This window comes from Myxococcales bacterium, assembly GCA_016712525.1.
Taxonomy (GTDB): domain Bacteria; phylum Myxococcota_A; class Polyangia; order Polyangiales; family Polyangiaceae; genus JAAFHV01.
In genome coordinates, this window is the sequence record JADJQX010000001.1 from 1,439,983 (window position 1) to 1,460,820 (window position 20,838).

Annotated in this window: 24 protein-coding genes; 14 read left to right on the plus strand and 10 right to left on the minus strand. The window is 70.6% G+C overall.

Going from position 1 to position 20,838, the window contains the following annotated elements:
- Nucleotides 1-38 precede the first annotated feature (38 nt).
- Nucleotides 39-722 carry a hypothetical protein gene (locus IPK71_06175; protein ID MBK8213323.1) on the minus strand — a complete coding sequence of 228 codons (684 nt, stop codon included), beginning with the start codon at nt 720-722 and terminating at the stop codon, nt 39-41.
- A 173-nt stretch (nt 723-895) separates the two neighbouring features.
- Here IPK71_06175 and IPK71_06180 point away from each other — a divergent pair, with 173 nt between their 5' ends.
- Complete coding sequence (locus IPK71_06180) at nt 896-2,014, plus strand: AraC family transcriptional regulator (protein ID MBK8213324.1); 1,119 nt, start codon at nt 896-898, stop codon at nt 2,012-2,014.
- On the opposite strand, the gene IPK71_06185 is transcribed toward IPK71_06180, so the two are convergent.
- A complete protein-coding gene (locus IPK71_06185) occupies nt 1,956-2,381 on the minus strand; it encodes a hypothetical protein (GenBank protein MBK8213325.1) in 426 nt (141 codons plus the stop codon). The genes IPK71_06180 and IPK71_06185 overlap by 59 nt on opposite strands.
- Before the next feature lie 128 nt (nt 2,382-2,509).
- Between IPK71_06185 and IPK71_06190 the strand changes: the two genes are divergently transcribed.
- Nucleotides 2,510-3,691 (plus strand): cupin domain-containing protein, encoded by a 1,182-nt coding sequence (locus IPK71_06190; protein ID MBK8213326.1) that lies wholly within the window; start codon nt 2,510-2,512, stop codon nt 3,689-3,691.
- A gap of 40 nt (nt 3,692-3,731) precedes the next feature.
- Here the strand turns inward: IPK71_06190 and IPK71_06195 are convergent, their stop codons facing one another.
- On the minus strand, nt 3,732-4,967 hold the full coding sequence (locus tag IPK71_06195; protein ID MBK8213327.1) for a hypothetical protein: 1,236 nt from the start codon (nt 4,965-4,967) through the stop codon (nt 3,732-3,734).
- A 201-nt stretch (nt 4,968-5,168) separates the two neighbouring features.
- Here IPK71_06195 and IPK71_06200 point away from each other — a divergent pair, with 201 nt between their 5' ends.
- The 3 genes from IPK71_06200 (at nt 5,169) to IPK71_06210 (ending at nt 7,558) form a co-directional block, all read left to right on the plus strand.
- Nucleotides 5,169-6,344 carry a hypothetical protein gene (locus tag IPK71_06200; protein ID MBK8213328.1) on the plus strand — a complete coding sequence of 392 codons (1,176 nt, stop codon included), beginning with the start codon at nt 5,169-5,171 and terminating at the stop codon, nt 6,342-6,344.
- The gene (locus IPK71_06205; GenBank protein MBK8213329.1) at nt 6,341-6,871 is read left to right on the plus strand and encodes a hypothetical protein; all 531 of its coding nucleotides are present in this window, start codon (nt 6,341-6,343) and stop codon (nt 6,869-6,871) included. Before IPK71_06200 ends, IPK71_06205 begins: the two co-directional genes overlap by 4 nt.
- A 66-nt stretch (nt 6,872-6,937) precedes the next feature.
- Nucleotides 6,938-7,558 (plus strand): hypothetical protein, encoded by a 621-nt coding sequence (locus IPK71_06210; GenBank protein ID MBK8213330.1) that lies wholly within the window; start codon nt 6,938-6,940, stop codon nt 7,556-7,558.
- Between the two features lie 45 nt (nt 7,559-7,603).
- Here the strand turns inward: IPK71_06210 and IPK71_06215 are convergent, their stop codons facing one another.
- On the minus strand, nt 7,604-8,578 hold the full coding sequence (locus IPK71_06215; GenBank protein ID MBK8213331.1) for a hypothetical protein: 975 nt from the start codon (nt 8,576-8,578) through the stop codon (nt 7,604-7,606).
- A gap of 98 nt (nt 8,579-8,676) precedes the next feature.
- Between IPK71_06215 and IPK71_06220 the strand changes: the two genes are divergently transcribed.
- From IPK71_06220 to IPK71_06240, 5 genes are all read left to right on the plus strand, one after another.
- A complete protein-coding gene (locus IPK71_06220) occupies nt 8,677-9,621 on the plus strand; it encodes a hypothetical protein (GenBank protein MBK8213332.1) in 945 nt (314 codons plus the stop codon).
- A 258-nt stretch (nt 9,622-9,879) separates the two neighbouring features.
- Nucleotides 9,880-10,374 (plus strand): hypothetical protein, encoded by a 495-nt coding sequence (locus IPK71_06225; GenBank protein MBK8213333.1) that lies wholly within the window; start codon nt 9,880-9,882, stop codon nt 10,372-10,374.
- Between the two features lie 203 nt (nt 10,375-10,577).
- Complete coding sequence (locus IPK71_06230) at nt 10,578-11,120, plus strand: VTT domain-containing protein (protein MBK8213334.1); 543 nt, start codon at nt 10,578-10,580, stop codon at nt 11,118-11,120.
- Nucleotides 11,121-11,332: 212 nt separating this feature from the next.
- Nucleotides 11,333-11,695, plus strand: a complete 363-nt coding sequence (locus IPK71_06235) for a hypothetical protein (protein ID MBK8213335.1) — start codon at nt 11,333-11,335, stop codon at nt 11,693-11,695.
- Between the two features lie 7 nt (nt 11,696-11,702).
- Entirely contained in the window at nt 11,703-12,986 is a 1,284-nt protein-coding gene (locus IPK71_06240; GenBank protein ID MBK8213336.1) for a radical SAM protein, read from the plus strand.
- A 58-nt stretch (nt 12,987-13,044) separates the two neighbouring features.
- Here the strand turns inward: IPK71_06240 and IPK71_06245 are convergent, their stop codons facing one another.
- Entirely contained in the window at nt 13,045-13,485 is a 441-nt protein-coding gene (locus IPK71_06245; protein ID MBK8213337.1) for a nuclear transport factor 2 family protein, read from the minus strand.
- Nucleotides 13,486-13,579: 94 nt separating this feature from the next.
- Between IPK71_06245 and IPK71_06250 the strand changes: the two genes are divergently transcribed.
- Both IPK71_06250 and IPK71_06255 read left to right on the plus strand, forming a co-directional pair.
- The gene (locus IPK71_06250; GenBank protein ID MBK8213338.1) at nt 13,580-14,521 is read left to right on the plus strand and encodes a LysR family transcriptional regulator; all 942 of its coding nucleotides are present in this window, start codon (nt 13,580-13,582) and stop codon (nt 14,519-14,521) included.
- A gap of 207 nt (nt 14,522-14,728) precedes the next feature.
- A complete protein-coding gene (locus IPK71_06255; GenBank protein ID MBK8213339.1) occupies nt 14,729-15,184 on the plus strand; it encodes a hypothetical protein in 456 nt (151 codons plus the stop codon).
- Nucleotide 15,185: 1 nt separating this feature from the next.
- Here the strand turns inward: IPK71_06255 and IPK71_06260 are convergent, their stop codons facing one another.
- The 5 genes from IPK71_06260 to thiD all read right to left on the minus strand — a co-directional run bounded on the left by IPK71_06260 (nt 15,186) and on the right by thiD (nt 19,465).
- On the minus strand, nt 15,186-16,043 hold the full coding sequence (locus IPK71_06260; GenBank protein ID MBK8213340.1) for a nucleotidyl transferase AbiEii/AbiGii toxin family protein: 858 nt from the start codon (nt 16,041-16,043) through the stop codon (nt 15,186-15,188).
- Nucleotides 16,040-17,221, minus strand: a complete 1,182-nt coding sequence (locus IPK71_06265) for a hypothetical protein (GenBank protein ID MBK8213341.1) — start codon at nt 17,219-17,221, stop codon at nt 16,040-16,042. Before IPK71_06265 ends, IPK71_06260 begins: the two co-directional genes overlap by 4 nt.
- A 4-nt stretch (nt 17,222-17,225) precedes the next feature.
- Entirely contained in the window at nt 17,226-18,002 is a 777-nt protein-coding gene (locus IPK71_06270) for a hypothetical protein (protein MBK8213342.1), read from the minus strand.
- 13 nt (nt 18,003-18,015) lie between these two features.
- Nucleotides 18,016-18,582 carry a DUF99 family protein gene (locus tag IPK71_06275; GenBank protein MBK8213343.1) on the minus strand — a complete coding sequence of 189 codons (567 nt, stop codon included), beginning with the start codon at nt 18,580-18,582 and terminating at the stop codon, nt 18,016-18,018.
- A 61-nt stretch (nt 18,583-18,643) separates the two neighbouring features.
- Nucleotides 18,644-19,465, minus strand: coding sequence for a bifunctional hydroxymethylpyrimidine kinase/phosphomethylpyrimidine kinase (gene thiD / locus IPK71_06280; protein MBK8213344.1), 822 nt, complete (start codon nt 19,463-19,465; stop codon nt 18,644-18,646).
- A 99-nt stretch (nt 19,466-19,564) separates the two neighbouring features.
- On the opposite strand from thiD, the gene IPK71_06285 reads away from it, so the two are divergent.
- Nucleotides 19,565-20,059 carry a BPTI/Kunitz domain-containing protein gene (locus IPK71_06285; GenBank protein ID MBK8213345.1) on the plus strand — a complete coding sequence of 165 codons (495 nt, stop codon included), beginning with the start codon at nt 19,565-19,567 and terminating at the stop codon, nt 20,057-20,059.
- A 39-nt stretch (nt 20,060-20,098) separates the two neighbouring features.
- A complete protein-coding gene (locus IPK71_06290) occupies nt 20,099-20,827 on the plus strand; it encodes a hypothetical protein (GenBank protein ID MBK8213346.1) in 729 nt (242 codons plus the stop codon).
- Nucleotides 20,828-20,838: the final 11 nt, after the last annotated feature.

Below are 20,838 nucleotides of genomic sequence, written 5' to 3' on the forward strand. Positions count from 1 at the left end.
GGCACGGCCGTTCGCGTCGAGAGGCGTGTGCCCCGTGGCTACTTCTTGAACACGACGACGCGGGCGTCCTTCACCGTGCCGGCCGCCCAGAACTTGCGGTCGTCGCGGGCCTTCCACGTGGTGACGAAGGAGAGGTCCACGGTCTTCCCGTCGTACTTGGTGATCTTCACGATGCGGGCGTTGTCGCCGTTGTAGCTCGTGGTCTGGCGATGGCACTCGGCGGTCGTGCCCTTCTGCGGCACCTGGAAGTAGCCGCGGTTGTTGCCCATTTTGTCTTCGTAGGTGGACCCGGCCTTGGGCTCGCCCTTCATGGAGAGCGAGGGCCCGAGCAGCACGCCGTCGTTCGTTCGGAGCGACCACTCGCCGGACTTCTCCGTGTACCAGAGCTCCACCTTGGGGAGCTCGAAGGTCTTGCCGCCGACGTTGGCGTAGGCCTTGTCCTTCGGGGCCATCGCGAGCGTGGGCTTTTCGGTCCAGGTGAACGCGACCTCCGAGTACTTGAAGTCGGGTGCCTTGTTGTTCGCGGGGCACGCGTTGGGGTCCTCGGGTGCTGCCGAGGCCGAGGGCGCCGCCGCAGCGCTCGCGGAAGCCTTGGGAGCCGCCGACGCTGCCGCCGAGGCGCTGGCTGCCGCCCCCGCGCCGTCCTCGTCCTTCTTCTTGCAGGCGACGCTGGAAACGACGAGCACGACCGACAGACACGAAACGACCGAAGAAAGACGCATCGATGACCTCCGAGCACGCAAGGGTACCGAGGTCTCCACGGCGAGGCGAAGAAATGCGCTCCGAGGCCGGTGTCGATGCGTCCACACACTCTCTCCCGAGGCGCTCGTAGCCGTCGCTCGCTCTCCGTAGGCCATTTGGCCTATGCGTGGCGCCGGCCTGCTACAAACCTGGTGTGCGCGGATATCCCACGAAGCCCTCCGGGGGTGCGACCGTGAACCGACGTGGGCGTGCGTCGTTCGTCGCTACGGTCGGTGCGAAGACCGTGCGGGCCGCGCTCGTGGCGGCCGAGCGCGCCGGGCTCGACGTGCCTCGTCTCGCGGCGGACGTAGGTGTCGAGCTCGCACGCCTCGCCGATCCCGACGCGCGCGTCCCCCACGACTCGTGGGTCGCTCTCTTCCGTCACCTCGAGGACCGCACGGGTGATCCGGGGATCGGCCTTCACCTCGTCGGGGCGCTCCCGTTCGGCCACTTCGATGCCGTCGACTACCTGGTGGCCTCGAGCGCGACCGCCGAAGAGGGGCTCGCGAGGCTCGTCCGGGCATTTCCGATCGTGAGCACCGCCGCCGAGCACACCGTGCGTCGGGTCGGCGCGGAGCTTCGAGTGGCGCGCACGTCACGTCCTGGCGTCGCGACGACGCGCGCGGGGACGGAGCTCGCCATCGGGGGCATGGTGCGCCGCCTCGCCGAGCTCTCGGGAGGTGCGTTCGTGCCCGAGCGGATCGAGCTCGCCCATCCTCCCTCCGTCTCTCCCGAGACGTACGCGCGCGTGCTCCTTTGCCCCGTGCTCTCCGAACGCGAAGCCCACGTGGTCGTGTACCGCGCGTCGTCGGGCTCGGTGCCCATGCGGGACGCCGCGCCGACTTTGTCCCTCGCGCTCGACGCCCACGTCGAGGCGCTCCTCGCGCGGCTCGGGGAAGGCCCCCCGGGGACTACGGAAATCGTGCGTCGCGCCGTGGCGCGCGATCTCTCCGCGGGCCCGCCACCCCTTGCCCGTGTCGCGAAGGCGCTCGCGATGGCACCGCGGACCCTCCAGCGAAGGCTCGAGGCCGAGGGTACGGACTACCGCTCGGTCGTCGACACGACCCGCGAGGAGGCCGCACGCGCCTATCTCGCCGACGGTCGCTATGCGGCGGGCGAGGTCGCGTACCTCGTGGGCTTCTCGGACCCGAGCGCCTTCCAGAAGGCCTTTGCACGATGGACCGGGAAGAGCCCCGGAGCCTACCGCGCGGCCCTCACGGCTTCGGCGCAGCGCGACGCGCGAGCCCCACGGCGACCGCCGACAGCACGTTGACGAGACCGAACCCGAGCACACCCACGTTGACCCCGAGCATGCGTCGTTCCGTGCCGTCGGTGTGGAGCATCGATCCTCCGTACGCGTCGCGCGTGAGATAGGCCACGAAGAAGCCGCCGGTCACGATGGCGGCGATCGCGACGGCCCGGCCTGCGCGACGTGTCCTCCACACCGACGCGACCGCGACCGCCGCGAGCGTCGAGTTGGTGGCGAGCTGCCACGCCTCGTGGAGCCGCGCGTGCGAGGGCCACGCGGGGTTCAAGAGGTGCGTCGTGTCGAGCTCGAGGATCGGCACGGCGAGGCCGTAGATGGCAGCGCCGAGCGTGAGGGCCACGCACGCGGCCCAAGGGAGACGTGGTTCGTCCATGCCCGAGGGGTAACGCGCCCCTCGCCGCCCTCCGAGGTCGCGCGGCGCCATCGTCGTGTCCGGCGGCGCCAATCGCCCGGTCGCGACGACTGTGGCGACGGAGGGAGCGGCGGTGGTAGAGCGGCCCCATGGTCGACGCGACGAAGCAGAGCTCTCTCCTCGGCGGAATGTCCACCGCGCGGTTCTTGCGCGAACACTGGCAGAAGAAGCCTCTGCTCGTGCGCGGCGCCTTCCCGGGGTTCGTGGATCCGATCGACCCCGACGAGCTCGCAGGCCTCGCGTGCGAGGACGGGGTCGAGTCCCGCATCGTGCGCGAGAAGGGCGGCGCGTACCCCTGGCAGGTCACCTGGGGGCCCCAGGAAGAGTCGATCTTCGCCGGGCTCCCGAGGCGCGGATGGACCCTCCTCGTCCAAGAGATCAACCGCTGGGTCCCCGAGGCCGCGCTCCTCCTCGAGCCGTTCTCCTTCCTCCCGAGCGTGCGCGTGGACGACGTGATGACGAGCTTCGCCGCGCCGGGCGGCAGCGTAGGCCCGCACGTCGACAGCTACGACGTGTTCCTCATCCAGGGCCGCGGAAAACGGCGCTGGAAGTACCACACGAAGCCCACGAAGGACCGGCGCATCCTTCCCGACCTCGACCTCCGCATCCTCCAAGAGTTCGACGCGCAGGCCGACGAGGTGCTCGAGCCCGGCGACATGCTGTACCTGCCGCCCAACTTCGCGCACCACGGTGTCGCGGTCACGCCGTGCCTCACGTACTCGATCGGGTTCCGATCGCCGTGCATGGGCGAGGTGTGGTCGTCGTTCGCCGCGGCGTCCGCGAGGCAGAGCCCGGCGTCGTCGACCTTGCTCGTGGACCCGCCCTTTTCGCCTGCGTCGAACCCGGGCGCCATCCCCGAGGAGCTGCTCTCCCGCATTCGTGCCATGGTGCGCTCGCTCGACACGTCGGACGAGGCCATCGATCGGTGGTTCGCGTCGTTCGCGACGCGCCTCAAGCCCGGACACGAGCTCGAGCCGCCGCGGCGCGCTCCCGAAGAGAAGGCGCTCTTCCGCAAGCTCGAACGGGGCGCCGTGCTCGCGCGCTCCGAGGAGGCCCGCTGGGCGTTCTTGCCCGGCACGAAGGGGGCGCTCCGCCTCTACGTGGGCGGGGTGGAGCTCGTCGTGCCGCCCCGCGCGACGGCGCTCGCGAAGGCCCTGTGCTCGAAGCGACGCCACGCGGGCCCCGAGCTCGTGGCCGCGACGAAGGACCCCGCCGCGCGCGCGCTGCTCGTGCGCCTCGTCGCGATGGGCGCTTTGTTTCTTCTCCCGTAAATACTGGAAACGTCCGAGGATTTCGGTGGCGGCCGGATCGTCACCGCGTAGGCGCGGCCTTGCAAGTCGTGACCGCGGGCACGAGCGGCGAGGGGACCTCTCCGCACTCGCAGGGCAGGTACACGCTCCCGACGTACGCGCGGAGGTCGCGCTTGCCGACGAGCTCGTCACCCTTCGGGCCCACGGTGAGCGTGAGCCTCCGCGGGGTGAACGTCACGCCGATCGCGCCGTACGCGTGCGTGCCCGAGAACGACGGGTGGTCGAACGCCCCGAGCAGCGCGAAGAGCCCCTCCTCGCGCAGCGAGACGCGCGACGGAGAGCGAAGGCCCTTGGCGAGCGGCAAGAGCGGCTCGAGCTGCGGCACGTCGCCCTTCGTCGGCAGTCGCCCGAGGCGCTCGAGCGAAGGCTCGACGAAGTAGTGGATCCCCGGTCGCCCGTAGAGCCTGAAGAAGTAGGGGATGTCGCCGCGCGCGAGCTGCTCGGCCTCCGCGTCGAGCAAGGGCGGCCACACCGGCGCCGAGCGGGCGCGCACGTAGTCGCCCGTGCCGCGGAGGAGGACGCGGATGGGCGCCTCGGAGAGCCCCGGCACGTTCGTGAGCACGTCTGCGACGCGGCGTCCGTGGCGCTCGAGCGTCCTGAGCATGCCGAGGTACGCGTCGACCATGGCCACGAGGTCGGTGACGTCGACGGGCTTGCCGAGGAACGGGAGCACCCGTCGCACCCCACACGCGTGTCGGTTCACGGCGCCGTACTCCGGGTCGGCCTCGGGCAAGAGCTTCGTCGCCGTAGGGAGCGCGAGGTCGTCGAACACGATCTCGACGTCGAGCGGTGCGAACACGATGCGCCCGCGATCGTCGAGCCCGAGCGCCATGTTCTCCCAGTGGAGGTCCGAGAGCCCGAGCCAGGCGAAGAGCGCGGTCGCGCGCCCCACCACGATCGCGAGCTCCCTCTTTCGGGTGGGAGAGAGCGACCCGAGCGGCGCGAGCGCGAGCCTCTCGACGGTGCCACCCTCGCGCGAGGTGGGCGTGGAGAAGCGGAGCTCGGGCAGGAACGTGAAGGCCTCGGGCTCGCCGAGCTCGTCTTTGGCGATCGTAGCGAGGAGGGTGCGGAGCGGGCTGCCTTCGCCCAGCACGAGCCACTCCCAGAGGAGCGTGCGTGGCTTGTGGACCTCGGTCTCCCGGATCGTCACGTGGCGGCCGAAGTTGTGGGAGTCTCCCGCGTGAGCGGGAGGAGCGGGCGCTCGCGGTGGGCTCGGCTTCCGAGGACGCGTGACCATCGACCCACCATATCCCACCTCCGGGTCGACCCGCGCTGCGCGGGCGCTCGACGGCCCCGCGTCCCACCGTACCGCCCGCGCTCCTGGGGCAAGGTGTGTCAGCGAGCCGCGAAGGCGCCCCATTTGTGCGGGGATTCGTCCGGCACCGAGCGCCCACGATCGGGGTTTGCGTGGAGTCCGTTCCTTGGGTACGCAAGGTCCGTGCTCTCGACTCGCTCGCTCGTGTCCGTCTGGCTGCCGATGCTCGCCGCGTGCGCTACGCCTCCCCCCGCGTTGCCGCCTCCGCTCGTCCCCGCGAGCACCACGCCCCCGCCCACCGTCCCGCCGCCGCCGCCCGCGCCGGCGACCTCGGGCGAGCCTGCGCGAGTGGCCGTCCCGATCGACGTGCCCTCCTCGGCGTGCACCATCGACGTCGCCGCGGCGAGCGGCTCGAACGCCGCGTTCGGCATCGCGCACGTTTACGTCGGGGCTGCCCGCATCGCTCACCCTCGCACCCTCGGGGCTCTTCGCCGCGTCCGGCTCGTGTTCCGAGAGGAGAAGCCGGGGGTCGTTTTCGTCGCCATCGACGGGGACGTGGTGTCGATCGTGGGCGGGGTCCCCCTGCAGGTGGGCACGACCGACGACCTCGTCCTCTATCCGCGTACGCGGGTCTTGCGGGATGGCTGGCTCGACTACGATCGCCTCTCGATCGCTCGGATCGGGAAGAGCACCCTCGGGCCGACGACCGAGCTCGATCCCAGCGTCGTGCCCGCCTCGACGACGACGTTCGACGTGCCCTGCACCGAGCTCACCCCGTTCGACGGGTCGAGACCCGAGCCCGCCTTCACCCACGAGCTGCGCGGCAAAACGATCGCGCTCGAGGACCAGCAAGGAAAGAAGCTCGCGACGGTCGAGGCCGAGACGCCGATCCCGCCCGCGCCCGGACAGGCGAAGGGACGGACGGAGGGGAAGCCCGTCGCCGTGCTCGCGCAAAAAGGCCAACGCACGAAGATCCGGTTCGAGGCGGGGCGCTGGCTCCACGCCGAGGGGTGGGTAGCGTCGCGCTCGGTGAAGGCAGCGTCCTGGGGTGGCCTAGGCTATGGCACGGGCACCGGGCGCATGCCCAAGCTCGACGAGCTCACGTGCGAACGCGACGTGCCCCTCTGGGCCGACGTGCAGGGCACCACGTTCGCCGTGGGCACGCTCCACGCGCACCGCACGGTGTCAGGCAAGCTGGACGACAAGAACGACTTCCGCGTCGATCTCGGGTCCGGTGCGCGCGTCTTCGGCTCCGCTCAGCCCAAGAAGGGTGATCCGGTCGACCCGTACGTGCCGCGCCACGAGCTCTCGGCGTGCAGCGACCCGCATGCCCCCAAAACCGAGCCGGCGCACGAGTGAGGCCGCAGCGCACGTACGAGGGGCGTCGCGACCCGCGGTTCGTCGCCGTTCACCGCGGCGGTCGGCTCGACGACACCACCCACCGTCACCTGGCCGCGTGGGCGGCGGCGTGCGCCGAGCGTGTGCTCCCGCTCTTCGCGTCGCGGTGCCCGGGGGACGACCGTCCCGCCCACGCGGTCTCCGTCGCGAAGGCGTGGTCGCGTCACGAATCCTCGGTGGGAGAAGCTCGAAAGGCCGCGGTCGCAGCTCACGCGGCAGCCAGGGCCACGACGGACCCGGTCGCCCGAGAGGTCGCTCGCGCGTGTGGTCACGCGGCCGCGACGGCGCACATGGCCGACCACGAGCTCGGCGCCGCGTACTACGCCATCCGCGCCGTGGGTCTCTCGTCGGCGCCCGCCGAGGCCGACGCCGCGTGCGCGCGCGAGCGCCGTGCCCAACGTGAAGTGCTCCCCGAGCCGATTCGCGCGCTCGTCCTCTCGGATCAGGCGCTCCGTCGCGCCAAGTTCAAATCGGCATTCGAGGAGTGAAGGCGCGAGGTGGCCGACGTCGACTCCCCGTCCTTCGCCCGGCGACCTTTCGGGTACACTTCGGGCATGCGCGCGGTCTCCGAGTCGAAGAGGGTGGGACGTCGTTCGGTCGTGACCTTCGTCGTGGGGGTAGTGGGATGTGGGCGTGCGGTCACCGCGACGGCGCCGACCGAGCCACCGATGGCCTCGGGCGACGCGGGCGCCGCACCCGGAGCACCGTCGCAGCCCTCGGCGGCGAGCGCCCCTCGTCTCGAGCTCGCGTGGCACGATCTCAGCGTGTTTCATGGTGACGGCGAGCGGATCGCGTTCCGGTCCGATGGATATGCCCTCTACGAGCGAATGCGCCGAGACGGCCTCCTCCGGTGGGAGGGCCCGGTGGACGCCGAGGTCGCGACCAGAATGCGCGCGGTCGCCGCCCGCTTCGCCGCCGAGCGCGTGGAGGTCCCGTCGCGCATGGGCATCCCCGACGAGGTGAGAGCGACTGCCCATTTTCGCGATGGGCGTGGGGCGCTCGGCGAGGTGGGCCTATGGGCCGACGACATCGGACGACTCCCACCCGGGCACGCGATCCACGACCTGCGCGACCTCGTTCGTGTCGCCGCCGCGGCCCTCACGAAGGGGCGACCAGGCGCGCCCATGAGCCCCGAAGACGCCGGTGCCCGCTGGCCCAAGGTCTTCGCGAGCTGAGCGCACGCGAGGGATGCGCAAGCTCGGGCTTCGGGCCCGCTCGGCTCACTTCGTGACCATGGCGATTCCGACCTCCGTCCCGAAGTAGACCGTGGTGTCGTCGAGCGCCAGGGAAGGCCCCGAGAGGGCGAGCTTGTCTTCGGCGACTCTGGTGATCTCCCCGGACCGCAACGACAAGCGCAGGAGCCGCTCGCCGACGAACGTGTAGAGGCCCGCGGCGTCGATCGCCCAAGAGTTGCCTTTGGGGATGTTCCCGAGCACGGTGGGCTCGCTCCCACCCCGCGCTATGCGCCATGCGCCCTCCCGCCCCGCGAAATACAAGTAGTTGCAGTCGGCTGCGACGAGCGATCCGGAGGGCAATTCGAGCCGCTCGACGGCGCCACCTTTCGTCGACACGCGTTCGAACACGGTGTCAGAGGAGGTGCTGTACGGGCTGTACGGTGTTGGCCATACGACGTGCCCGACGGCGAGGCGCGCTTCGGGAGACACCCGGTCGGCCAACACGGTTCGTTCGGCATCGTTCGTTTTGGAGACCTTCTCGAGTCGGTAGGTATCGTCGCCTCGGACGACGAGGTAGAAGTGTGTCGTGTCGTGACCGACGTACTCGCCGTTCTCGGGATAAGGGTAGAAAACCGTCGGATCGGCCTTCTTGCGTCGTCCTCCATCGACGTGGAGCCACGGCCCGTCCGAGACGAGCGAGCCCGGTGTCACCCCGTCCACGAGGAGTCGCGGTTGCCCGCCCCGCTTGTCGACGGCCCAGAGGCCGTATTGCCGGGTGCCGCGGGAGAAAAAATAGAGCTCCGTCGCGTCGACGGCCAAAGCACCGCTGACGGTCCCCTTGAACAGATACCCAGCCCACGTGGGGGTGCGGTCCTCAGCCGCCGGGATTCCGTCCGTGCACGTCGGTTTCGGGATGCCGGTGCCGGCGTCCGCCGCGACGCCCTCGGCCGTCCCGCAGCCGAGGTTGGCGCCAATGAGCACCCCTGCCGCAAGGCTAAGTACTGCCCTTCGAGAGGCCATGCGGCTCAGGATACCCCCGGAGACGAGCGCTTCCAATGGTGACTTGTGGGTTCTTACGATCTGCTCGAACATTCATCGTGTGCTGCTAGGCTACGTCGATGCCTTTCGACGCGATGAGCCCCGAGGCCGAGATCACCGCGGTAAGAACCCACTTTCGTGCCGTCTTGCAGTTTCTCCGCGCGAAGCGACCGAGGGGCCTCGACCCGGCCCAGCGCGAGGTACGTCGCCTCCTCTTGGACGAGCTCGAGGCCTACGCCGCGCGGGGGGTGTTCCCCCAAAACCGCCACTTCCCTGGGGAACGGCGCCCGATCTTCATCGACGTCGACGGGAGGCACTGCGCGGTCGCGCACCTCATGGACCTCTCGGGAGAGTCGGCGCTCGCACGTTCGATCGCGGAGCGCGCGAACTTCGCGTCGGTCGGTGAGCTCGTCGACGACCCGCGTGTCGTCACGTGGCTTCGCGCTGCGGGGTTCACGCCCGCGGAGATCGCGCTGGTTCAGCCGAGCTATTGCGATGTCGCTCGCTCGGTGTGCGTGTGCATGCACGCGGGCATGAGGGACGCGAGCGTGGTCGTCATGCGGCGGGCGGGCTGGGGCTACGAGATCGTCGAGATCCACCAGAACGGCGCGAACCTGGCCGTCGGGCAACGCGTGCCCCTTACGTCACCCATCCGCGACGAGGCCGACGGCACCGAGGTCATCGCCCAGATCCTGGTGCCAAGCACCGCGCCCGCGGACGGTGGTGTCGAGCCCTACGTGGTGAATCGCCTCGCGATCCTAGCGAATGGCCTGAGCGAGACGTGCAGCATGTGGGGTGCGACCTCGCTCCCGCTCACGAAGGCCGACGCGATCAAGGCGCTGCTTTCGCCCACGCCGAACGCGTGCACCGACTACCTGTCTTCCCTCGACGACGCTTGGGACGACGAGCCCAACTGCGGCGCGCTCGGGTGCGACGCTACGGCTCCATCGGTATCGGCGCCCGCGAGCCTCGCGATCCTGGCGGCGGTCGTCGGAGCGATCGCCGCGCGCCGGCGTAGAACCTGACGTGTTCTTGCAGGGCCATGGTCGGGTCGGTTTTTGACCGACGTAGGGCGACCGAGGGGCGTTACGCACCCGGGAGGGGCAGCGTGGAATGGCCCGGCGAAGCCGCGAGACCCGCCGGTATGGAGTAGGGCACGGGCGACCGCGCACCAGCTCGACGACGTTTTTTCACTTTTCCGTGGGACGTCGGGCGTGGCGCCGTGTCACCCGGGTATGAAGACCTTCTTCTCCCTGCTTTTCGTAGCTTCCACCCTCACCGCCATGGCCTGCTCGTCGAGCGATGGTGACACCTCGCCGGACGCGTCCCCCGATGCGTCGGCCGACGCTACCCCCGCACCCGACGCCGCGTTGCCCACCTGCGCTGCGAAAGGAGGCTCGTGCACCGCGGTCGTTCCGGGCGCCTGCGCCAACGGTACGGTCGACTCGGCCGTGTCCGACTGCGGGGCAGGGAAAGTGGGCGCGGCGTGCTGCATCCCGAACGCGAAGCCGTCGTGTGCGTCGCTCGGAGGCACGTGCGCCCCTGTCGCCCCGGGCGCGTGCGCTGGCACCGTGGAGCCCCGCGGCGACTGCGGCGGCGGTGTGGGCGTCGCGTGCTGCGTCCCGCCGAAGCCTACGCCGAAGCCGTCGTGCGCCTCGCGGGGCGGAACGTGCGTGCCCGTCGTCCCGAACGCGTGCCCGGGCGGTACGATCGACGCCAACGCCGACTGTGGGAGCGGCGTGGGCGTCGCGTGCTGCGTCGCAGCCGACGCGGGCTGAGTCGATCCCGTGGGTCGTGCGGTCCCCGGTGTGACGCGACGGAGCCGTCGGGTCGCGTTCGCCTACGGGGCGCGGCCCACGCGTTCGCGCTCGTGCGCGGGGGCGGTTCGGGGTAGGGAGTCCGCGTGTCTCCCGATCCTCCGGACGCCACCGCGAGCACTCCGTCCGCCGCGCCGCCCTCTGCGCCTGCGCGCGGGCGTGAGGTGGCGCGGCTCGTCGCGCAGGTCGTCGTGCCCCTCGGCGTCCTCTTCCTCGGCGTGAGCGTCGTCGCCACGCTCTTTCGGCAGGAGCTGCGCGCCTTGGGTGAGGCCTTCGTGCACCGGTTCGGGTACGCGGGCATGGCCTTCGGGGCCTTCATCTCCGACGCCTTCAACTTCCCGATTCCCCCACAGTTCTACATGCTTACGTCCGTGGCCGCGGGCGCGCCGCAGGTGCCTTCGGTGCTCGTGGTGTGCGTCGCGTCGGTGCTCGCCGCGAACGTCGCGTACTTCGTCGCGGGGACGCTCGCGAAGGTCCCGTTCGTCGCGCGTCGCATCGAGGCCGCGCGGCCCACGATCGATCCGCTGTTCGCGAAGTACGGGTACTACGCGGTCGCGATCGGCGCGATGTCACCCATCCCGTTCTCGCTGCTCTGCTACGTGGCCGGCCTCTACAAGGTGCCGTACCGCATCTACGCCGTGCTGGTGCTCATGCGCGTTCCGCGGCTCCTCGTGTTCTATGCGTTGATCCGGCTCGGCTGGGGGTGACCGTCTGCCGGCCAAAGAAGGTGGCGCGACCGAGAGCACTTGCGCATCGGGCAACACGCAGACGTCCGGCGTCTACACCGAGAGCGGTGGAAGGCTCCTCACGCCGTGACGGAAGGCGGTCCGAGAGGCGGGAGCTTCAGGTCCTGTCGGGTCGAGCCTTCCCCGCCGACGCTCGCTTGCGTGCCGCCTCTCTCCCCGCGTATCGTCACGGGATGGCCGCTTTCATCCCCTGCCCGCGCTGCAATCGCCACGTCAAGTCCACCGAGTCGTCGTGTGTCTTCTGTGGCGCGGCGCGCGTGGTTCAAGCGGGCGCGGCCCTCTCCGTCGTGTCGCTCGCGGCCCTCGCGCTCGCCGCGTGCGATCCGAAGCCCGAAGCCCCGACGACCCCGACCGTCGAGGTCCCCTCGGCGAGCGCCGCGCCGAGCGGTTCGGCGCCCGTCGTCACGCCGGAGCCCTCGTCGAGCGCGCCCCCGGTCGCGTCGGTCCCGCCGCTTCAGCCGGGCACCGGCACGCCGCAGGAGCCCCCAGTGCGCCCCGCGATGCGCTACGGCATCGCCCCGAACAAGAAGCCCTGAGGCTCGCGTGACCTCGCGCCTCCCGAGCCTGCCCGTGCTCGACTCGGGCCCCGGGAGGCGCAGGCATCTGCCGCTCGCGCCCTCTGCTACGGACAGCGATCTCGCGGCCCGCCCTCGGTACGTCGTGTGGGAGCTCACGCTCAAATGCGACCTCAAGTGCATCCACTGCGGCTCACGCGCCGGCAAGGCGCGCCGGGACGAGCTCTCGACGGATGAGGCGCTGCGTGTCGTCGACGAGCTCGCCGAGCTTGGCACGCGCGAGGTGACCCTCATCGGCGGTGAAGCCTACTTGCACGAGGGCTGGCTCGATGTCATCGCCGCGCTCGCCAAAAAAGGCATCGAGGTCGGGCTCCTCACCGGCGGCCGTGGCATGTCGCGCGAGCGCGCGAAGCTCGCCAAAGAAGCGGGCGCCACAACCGTGAGCGTCTCGGTCGACGCCCTCGAGGCGACCCACGACGTGCTGCGCGGGCGCAAAGGCAGCTACCGCGCCGCGCTCGAGGCCATCTCGAACGCGCGTGACGCGGGGCTGCGTGTGTCGGCCAATACCCAAATCGCGCGGCCGGCGCTGCGTGAGATCGAGCCCATGTTCGAGGGGCTGCTCGACCTCGGTGTCGTGGCCTGGCAAGTGTCGATGACCGTGCCCATGGGGCGCGCTGCCGACCACCCGGAGCTCTTGCTCGAGCCGTACCAGGTGCTCGAGGTGCTCCCCATGCTCGCGCGCCTCGCGAAGCGCGCCGAGGCCCGCGGCGCCCGCATTTTCCCCGGGAACGACATCGGCTACTTCGGCCCCCACGAGACGGTCCTCCGCCCCGAGGGCCCGCGCCTCTCGTGCCAAGCGGGTGTGCTCGGCATGGGCCTCGAGGCCGACGGCGCGGTGAAGGGCTGCCCGTCGCTCCCCTCGCGCGACTACGTGGGAGGCAACGTGCGCGACGCCTCCCTCCGCGACGTGTGGGAGCGCGCCGAGCCGCTCCGCATGAACCGCGGGAGGTCGCCGGCCCTCTGGGGCTTCTGCGCGACCTGCTACTACGCCGAGGCCTGTCTCGGTGGTTGCTCGTGGACGGCGCACGTGCTCTTCGGCAAAAGGGGCAATAACCCGTATTGCCATCATCGCGCCATCGAGCTCCTTCAAAAAGGCATTCGCGAGCGCATCGAGCAGGTCGCGAGCGCGCCGGGCGAGCCCTTCGACTACGGCGCGTTCCGCTGCGTCGAGGAGCCGTGGCCCGAGGCCGAGCGAGCCCGCGCCGAGCGCATCGTCGCGACGGGCGAGGGGTTCTTGGGCGGAGGCGAGTGAGGCCCTCGCGGGCGCCGTCGAACCGTGACCGATCGCGGACTGCGCCGCGCCGCGCCTGTCACGAAGGTTTCAGCGCCGACAGATCGATGTGGACCCGGTAGTCGGCGCACGCGCCGTCGGCGAACGTCACGCGATTGACGTACGGCACGGAAATGGAGGTGCCGTCGGGCATGCGGTAGACGGCGTTGGCCCTCCAGAGGAGCGCCTCGTCCAGGTCGTAGACCTCGAGGAGCTCGTGCTCGAGCGCGAGGAAAGGGCTCTGGGCGAAGAACCCGCCGAGCATGCCCTCGACCCCGGCGCGCGTCGTCACGGGGGGCATGGCGCCGATCTGAAAGATGGCGTCTTCGGCGAAGTGGGACGCGATGCGCGCGGCATCCTTCGTGCCGTCGCCCTGGAAGAGGTCGGTCAGGACGGCGCGGCGTTCGGGGCGAATCGCCTCGAGCTTCGCGAGGTTCGAGGCCGAGAACGAGATGTGGAGCGAGGCTTCGGTTCGAGTCATGACGATCTCCGTGGAAAGAGGAGGTGACACGAAGAACCGTAGCCTCTCGAAACATTCACACCACTCACGTCGATGAACTCAATACATTCACATCATGAAGGATGATGCGACGCTCGCTGCGGTCGACCTGAACATGCTCCGCGCGCTCGACGTCCTCCTCGACACCGCGAGCGTGGCCGCTTCGGCCGAACGCCTCGGCGTCACCCCTGCTGCCGCGAGCAACGCGCTCCGGCGACTTCGCGACCACTTCGGCGATCCGCTACTCGTGCGGATCGGTGCGCGCCTCCAGCGCACCGCGGTCGGAGAGCGTCTGAGGGGCCCCGCCGCCGACGGCATGCGCGCGGTCGCGAGGGCGCTCGTCGTCGGGCCGAGCTTCGATCCGGCGCGTGCGGCGGGTGAGGTGAGCGTGTCGACCTCGGACCACGTCGACGCCGTATGGCTCGAGCCGCTCCGTCGACGTTTCGAAGAAGAGGCCCCTAGGGTGGAGGTGCTCCTCGTCCCTTACACGAACGAGGCCCCTCGCCGCGCGCTCGAAGGGGGTATCGACCTCGTCGTCGCCCCTCGCACGCGCTTCACCGAGACGCTCCGGGTGTCGCACCTGGCCGACGAGCCCTTCGCTCTCGCCATGCGGCGCTCGCACCCGCGCGCCCGCCATCGCCTCGACGCCGAGCTCTTCTCGGAGCTCTCGCACCTCGTGGTGAGCCCTACGGGCGATTCGGCCGCCACCGCGGTCGATCGGTCCCTCGCCGCGCTCGGCCTCCGGCGGAGGATCGTTCGGCGCGTCACGAGCTTCTCGAGCGGGCTGCTCGCCGTGGCGACGTCCGACCTCGTAGTCGTCGTGCCGCGTAGCTTCGCGTCCCTGCATGCCTCACGGCTCGGCCTCCGGCTTCGGGAGGTCCCGTTTCATGTGCCTCCTGCTCGCCTCGACCTCGCCTGGAGCCCGCGGGTCCACGACGAGCCGCTCCACACCTTCGTGCGTCAGCGCCTCCTGGAGCTCGCCCGCGCGCGACCTCGCGAACGCGGCTCGGCCCCGTGAGCCCCCGAGGTGCGGCTCGGCGCATTCGCCCCGACCGCCCCATAATTTCTGCCCGGAGCCTCCACTCACGAGAAAATGGCCCATTTTTGCCCTTTCTTGGTGCGTCGTGGTCTCTTCGTCCTCTCGGTCGTCGTGGTCGGGTGTGGCAGCGATCCAGGTGCTTCATCGGAGCCCGGCGCCGCTCCGAGGCCCGGTCCCGGGGCTCTGGTGACAGCCGCGATCCCGAACGGGACGTGCGCGCTCACCTTGGTCGACGGCGCGACGAGGACGCGCTGGGAGGGGACGGCGAGGCCTTCCATGAACGGCTCCGGCAACCTCCGGATCGTGTGTCTCGCGAGGTCGGGCGACGACCGCATGGAGATCGCTTTCGGCAACGGGACCTTCGACGGACCTCGCACCTACATATCGGACGAAGTCTCGAGCGACGGCAGCGTGACCTACGAGACGTCGGATCGAGGGAGCTACTCGAGCCGTACGAAGGGTGCAGGATGCACGCTTGTCCTCTCCGAGGCGAAGCTCGACGGGTGGGGTACGTCCGTCCCCGTCGGAGAGCGCATCGCAGGAACCTTCACGTGCAAAGCGATCGTCGCGCAGAAGTCGAGCGCGACCCCGCGGTCGTACATGGTCGAGGATGGTGAGGTCGCGGGGCTCGTGGAGCGCTGAGTCAGCGCGGCGGCGCCACCCTCTGGGTGCTCGTCAGCGCGCGTGCCTCGTCCTCGCTGCGAAAGCGTGCCTCGTGCGACGCGAGCTCTGCGCGGAGACCGAGGCGCTCGAGCAAGCCCACGACACGCGCACGCGCGCGGAAGAAGTCCGCGGTCGGCCCGAGCGACGCCGTGGCCTTTTTCCACGTCTTTCGTCGGCCGGGGCTCTCGCCCCACGCGGGCCGGTAGAGCAGCTCGCCCAGGTCGGAGAGGGGAGTCTCTCGGCTCGAGAACGCGACGTCGAGCGAGGCTCGTGTCACACCTTCATCGATCGGCGCGTCGAGGAGCACGTCCAGATCGTGGAGATCCTTCGGCCGCCAGCGCCCGCGTCCCCACTCGACGAGGCCGTGGAGCTTCCACGCGATCATCGTCTCGCGGCACACGGCGCGAAGCGGACCCACGCCGTGGAACACGATCGTGTCGAGCGGCGCCACGATCGGATCACCCCACCCGAAGTCGACTTGGAGCTCGTCGCGCACGCCCGCGATGTCGGCCTCGACGTAGGCGCGTATCCCGGGAAACCGGGTCTCCTCCCAGATGGGCACGGCGCGCACCGTTCCGAACGCGACCGCGTCGTGTCCTAGAGGGGACCTACGGAGCACCGCCTCGACGCTCGCGACGACGTCGTCGGGATTCCACGCCGGGGAGGTCACGACGTAGTCGAGGTCGACCGGATCGCGCCCGCGCGGGTTGTGGGCTCGCGTGACGACGCTGCCGCGCAGCGCCCACGTCTCGGGGAAAGGTCCACGCGCGAGGAACGCGAGCAAGAGCGCGGTGGCGGGCGGGACCTTGCGCGCCGGGGGGAACGTGCGCTCGGTCACGTGGCCATCCAGCCCGCGTCGACGGCGAGATCGGAGTCGACGACGGTGTACTCGCGGAGGCGGTTCTTGAGCGGGAAACCGAGGCCCTCGAGCGCATCGAGCAGCGCCTCGAAGCGCGCCTCCGCCTCGTCCCGCCCCACGTGGTACGAGCGGAGCGTGACGAAGCGCTCTTCGGAGCCGTCGCTCCGCACGACGTTCGCGTTCCGCGAGAGGTGGGCATCGTGCCGCGCGGCCACGGAGGCGACCCCGTCGAGGGACGCTCCTTTCGGAAGCACGACCTTCACGTGGTGCTCGAAGTAGTTCTGCGGTGGGAGCCTCATGGCCTCTTCGCGCGTCCGTGGCACGTCGGCGTTCCGGCCATGGGCCTCGATCTTCACGCGAGTGACCCGGAGCCCTGCACGAACGAGGGCCCGCGCGAGGTCGTTCACCTCGTCCTGGACCTCGCGCAGGGTGCCGCGGTGGTAGCTCGCGGTCATGGGCTGCACGGAGGCCACCCCGTGTGGAAGCACGATGCGCACGCATTTCACGCCGAGCGCGTCGCACGAAGCGGCGAAGACGCGCATCTCCTCGGCCGAGCCAGGCGCGACGGTGACGTGCGCCTCGAAGGAACCACCGAACGCCCGCCCGAGCACGTGATCGGCGAGGTCGAGATAGGGCCTCTCCCGCATGTTCACGAGAAACTTCGAGCTCGCGAGCTCCGCGAGCGTGCGCGTGTAGCCCTCGGGGACGAAGATGCGATCCCACCCGTAGCCGTGGTCGCCCCGTGGAGCCTCGGCGATCGTGCCGGAGATCTCGCCCTCGAACGTCATGACGTCGCGTGGGCGTGGTCCGGTCGCGAGCGCGACGACGACCCGCGTGTCGGCGGCGAGCCCACCGTACCGCGCGGTGAGCTCCGGCTCGCCCAAGGTCTCGAGGAGGCGCTTCGCGGCGCCTCCACGGATCCCATCACGCAGCCCGTGCTCCGCCGTCGCCACCGCGAGCTCGGTGTTCTCGACGAACACGGGGACACCGAGCGCCTCGTAGGCCGCGGCGGCGCGCGCGCGGGCCGTGTCCTCGAGCGAGAGGCCGCGTGGGGAGGGGAGCCCCTCGCGGGACCAGTGCACGTCGATGCTCGAGAGGAGCCGCCTCGCCTCCTCGTGCTTCCAGCCGTTGGGGGTGACGAACGTGAGCGATTTCATGTGTTTATGGGCGAAGTGGGCGTGCGAGTGCCGCGAAGAACGAGGCCGTCCCGCTCGCCCCGTCGGGGTCTTCGGAGAGCGCCGCCTGGAGCCAGGCAGAGCTCCCCGGCCACGTGCAGAATACATGGTCCTGCCCCGTGTGGTCGGCGAGCAGCGCGCCGTCGAGCTTCCCGGTGCGCACGACCTTGGCCACGCTCCGGCACACATCGCCCTCCTCTTCGCGGTAGACGAGGCCCTCGGCGACGTCCGCGCCGTGATGGCCGCGTGGCCCGAGCCTCCGGTCGGCCTCGGCGATCGCGAGGGCACCTCCGGCGTGCACGAGGTGAGGTACGACGAGGCCCACCTCTCCGCACCGGCGCGCGAGCACGGGGCGCGAGCACCGCCCTTCGCCGCGGAGGATGTCGAACGGGACGAACGGCTCGTGAGGTAGCTCGTAACGCGTCCCGTGGGCGACGGCGAGCCACTCGCCTGCGACGCGCTCGCCCTCCGCGAGCAGCTCGGCGAACCGCCGTTCGTTCTCGCGGACCCAACGGGCGAAGAGCCTTCGCCCGAGGTTCCGTGAGCCTACGGCGAGGCGTCCCTCGCGACCGTACGCGACGATCGTACGGCCCTCACGGACGACGACGACGGAGCTCCCGTCGAGCTTCTCTTCCACGGTCACGACGACACCGCGCCGTGCGACGTCCGTGTACGCGCGGGCGCGGCCCTCCGAGACGTGGGTGTCCGAGGGGCCGGTGCGGGAGCCCGGGAGGTGCGGGATCTTGGGGAAGAGGGCTGCCATGTCGTCGCTCCGATCAGGCGCGCCCTCGGCTCTTGCCGGTGGTCACGCCCCCCGCGACGAGGTGGGCGAGGCGGAGAGGCTCGGGGAGGCTCCCGTGGAGCGTCGTCGCGCGGAGCATGGCGCGCGTCTCTTCGAGCCCGATGCCCACGCGCTGCACGTATACCCCGGCCACCGCGTCCATCGGGCCTGCCGCCTGGATGAGCGCCCACTTTCGGTCGGCGCCCGGTGTGCACGAGAAGAGCGCGTGCCGGATACGCGACCAGCGCGGCTCGCGGCGCGTGATGGCCACGACGGGCACGCCGAGGCCCTCGTGGAGCGCGTGCACGTCGACGACGTTGAAGCCGGCGACCGCGATGCCTTGGAGGAGCACGGCGCGCACGTGCTCGCGGAACTGGCTCGTCCGCACGAGCTCGATCATCACCGACGTGGAGTTCCGCCCGTCCCGCCGCACCTTGCCCGAGAGGACCCCGTCGAGCCGCGTGCGCGAGCACACGATGCCGACGAGGCGCACGTCGCCGCGGTGATCGTGGTCGAAGGGGGCGTCGTCGAACCCGACGACGTTCGTGATGGCCTTGGTCACGCCCGAAGAGTAGCAGCCCGCGCGCCTTCGCCCGCCAGCTTGGGCCTCGTGCCTCGCGCGATCAGCCTCGGTCTCGGAGCACCCACCCGTGGTCGAGGGGTCCGTGCCCGTGCCCCAGGCCTTTGGCGTTCCGGATGGCGCCGCGCACGTACTCTCCCGCGTCGCGAACGGCGTCCTCGAGAGCGCTGCCCTGCGCGACCAAGGCGGCGACGGCAGAAGCCAGCGTGCAGCCCGTGCCATGTGTCGACGTGGTCTCGATGCGCTCGCGAAGAAAGAGACGCTCCCCTTCGGGCGTGGCCAAGAGGTCGGAGAACGTCGCGCCGTCGAGGTGCGCGCCCTTCACGAGGACCGCCTTGGCGCCCATGCGGAGGAGCTTCTCTGCGGCGCGGCGCTGCCCGTCGAGCGAGTCGACAGGGGTCTCGGCGAGGCGCGCGGCCTCGGGGGCGTTCGGCGTCACGAGCGCCGCCCCGGGCACGAGCCTCGCGCGCACGGCCGAGATCGCCTCGTCCGCGAGGAGCGGGTGCCCACCTTTGGCGATCATCACGGGGTCGACGATGCGCGGCGCGTCCCCGGCGTGGGCGTCGAGGGCGTCGGCGATGGCCTGAACCACCTCGGCCGAGCCGAGCATGCCGGTCTTCACGGCGTCGACGCCGAGGTCCTCCGCGACCACGCGGATCTGGTCGACGACGACGCCCGTGGGCACCCCGTGCACGCCGAAGACGCCGCGCGTGTTTTGCACGGTGATCGCGGTGACCGCGGTCATGGCGAACCCGCCGAGGCAAGTGATGGCCTTGATGTCGGCTTGGATGCCCGCTCCGCCGCCCGAGTCCGACCCGGCGACCACGAGCACGCGCCCTTTGCGCGTCGCGCTTCGTTCCGTCATGGCGCCTCTCCTTACCAGGCTCCGGGCCCTTGCGCGTGTGCGTCGTCGGTGCACGATGAGCCCATGCGTCGGGCCCTAGTCGTCTCGTTCGGTCTCGTCATGACGACTTTCGCCGCGTGTGGCGGTGCCACGACATCGGGCGACCCTCTGGATGCAGCGCTCGGGGGCGATGGCACCCAAGGCCGTGACGGGGCGCCAGGGATCGACGCGAGCGCCGACGCGCAACCCGTCGTCGAGGCCGGAACCTGCGCGCTCCCCAAGGTGGTGGGCCCGTGCGAGGCCCTCGTGCCGCGCTTCTGGTTCGACGCGACAACCGGAAAATGCGAAGCGTTCACCTACGGCGGCTGTGGAGGAAATGCGAACAACTTCGGTACGTTGGCCCAATGTGTGGGGACGTGCGCACCCTCCGCGACGAACGCCTGCGACGTCGCGCGTTGCGCTCCGGGAGAGGCATGTGTGTTCGTGAACGCGGCTCCGGTCTGCGCGGCCGACTGCGACGACGCGGGCGCATGCCCTCTCGCGACCCAAGCCTGCACGTGTGGATCGAGCTGCGCCTCGTGCCGCGACTGCAAGAAGGTATGCGCCGCGAAGTAGGTGGGCTGGCGCGCGGAGGCCGGTGGTATCATGAGAAGGATGTCCCGTGCGTTCGTGGTCGGTGGTGCGTTCGTGGCCCTCGCGGCGTGCACCTCGTTCGGGAGTGACTCGACCGACGCGCCCGTCGAGGGAGGCGCGGACGCGTCTTCGTCAGGGGACGCCGGGCGCGACGAACCCGATGGGATCGACGCTACCGACGACGTCCGAGACGCATCGGTCGACGTCGGCGCCGAAGGCGGCGTCGAGGGCCCATGCCTAGGCGAGGTCGATTGCCCGCGCCTCGTCTTCGTGACGAGCGAGACCTTCTCCGGCGAAGACCTCGGTGGTGCGATCGCCGCCGACCAAAAGTGCACGGCCCGCGCGGTGCTTTCCAGCGCGTTGCCCGCGCTTCGCGTTCGAAAGTGGAAGGCGTGGATAAGCGACGACGACGCCAGCCGATCCGCGAGCTCGCGGCTCACGCACGGCACGCGCCCGTACCGCCTCCCGAGCGGCGCGCTCGTCGCGAACGACTGGGTTCAGCTCACGACCGGCGCCTTGCTCCACGCGATCGATCGCGACGAGACGGGCGCCCAAGTGGGCCAAGAGTACGTGTGGACCGGCACGCAGACCTCGGGGCAGGTCACACCTGCGAACTGCACGAACTGGACGATCGGCGGGGCCGAGAACAAGGGCACCGTGGGGCTCGCCAACCGCGCGGACAGCGTGTGGACGAACGCCGGTCTCGCCGCGTGCGGAGCGGGATATCGGCTCTACTGCTTCGAACAGTGAGCGCGAACGGC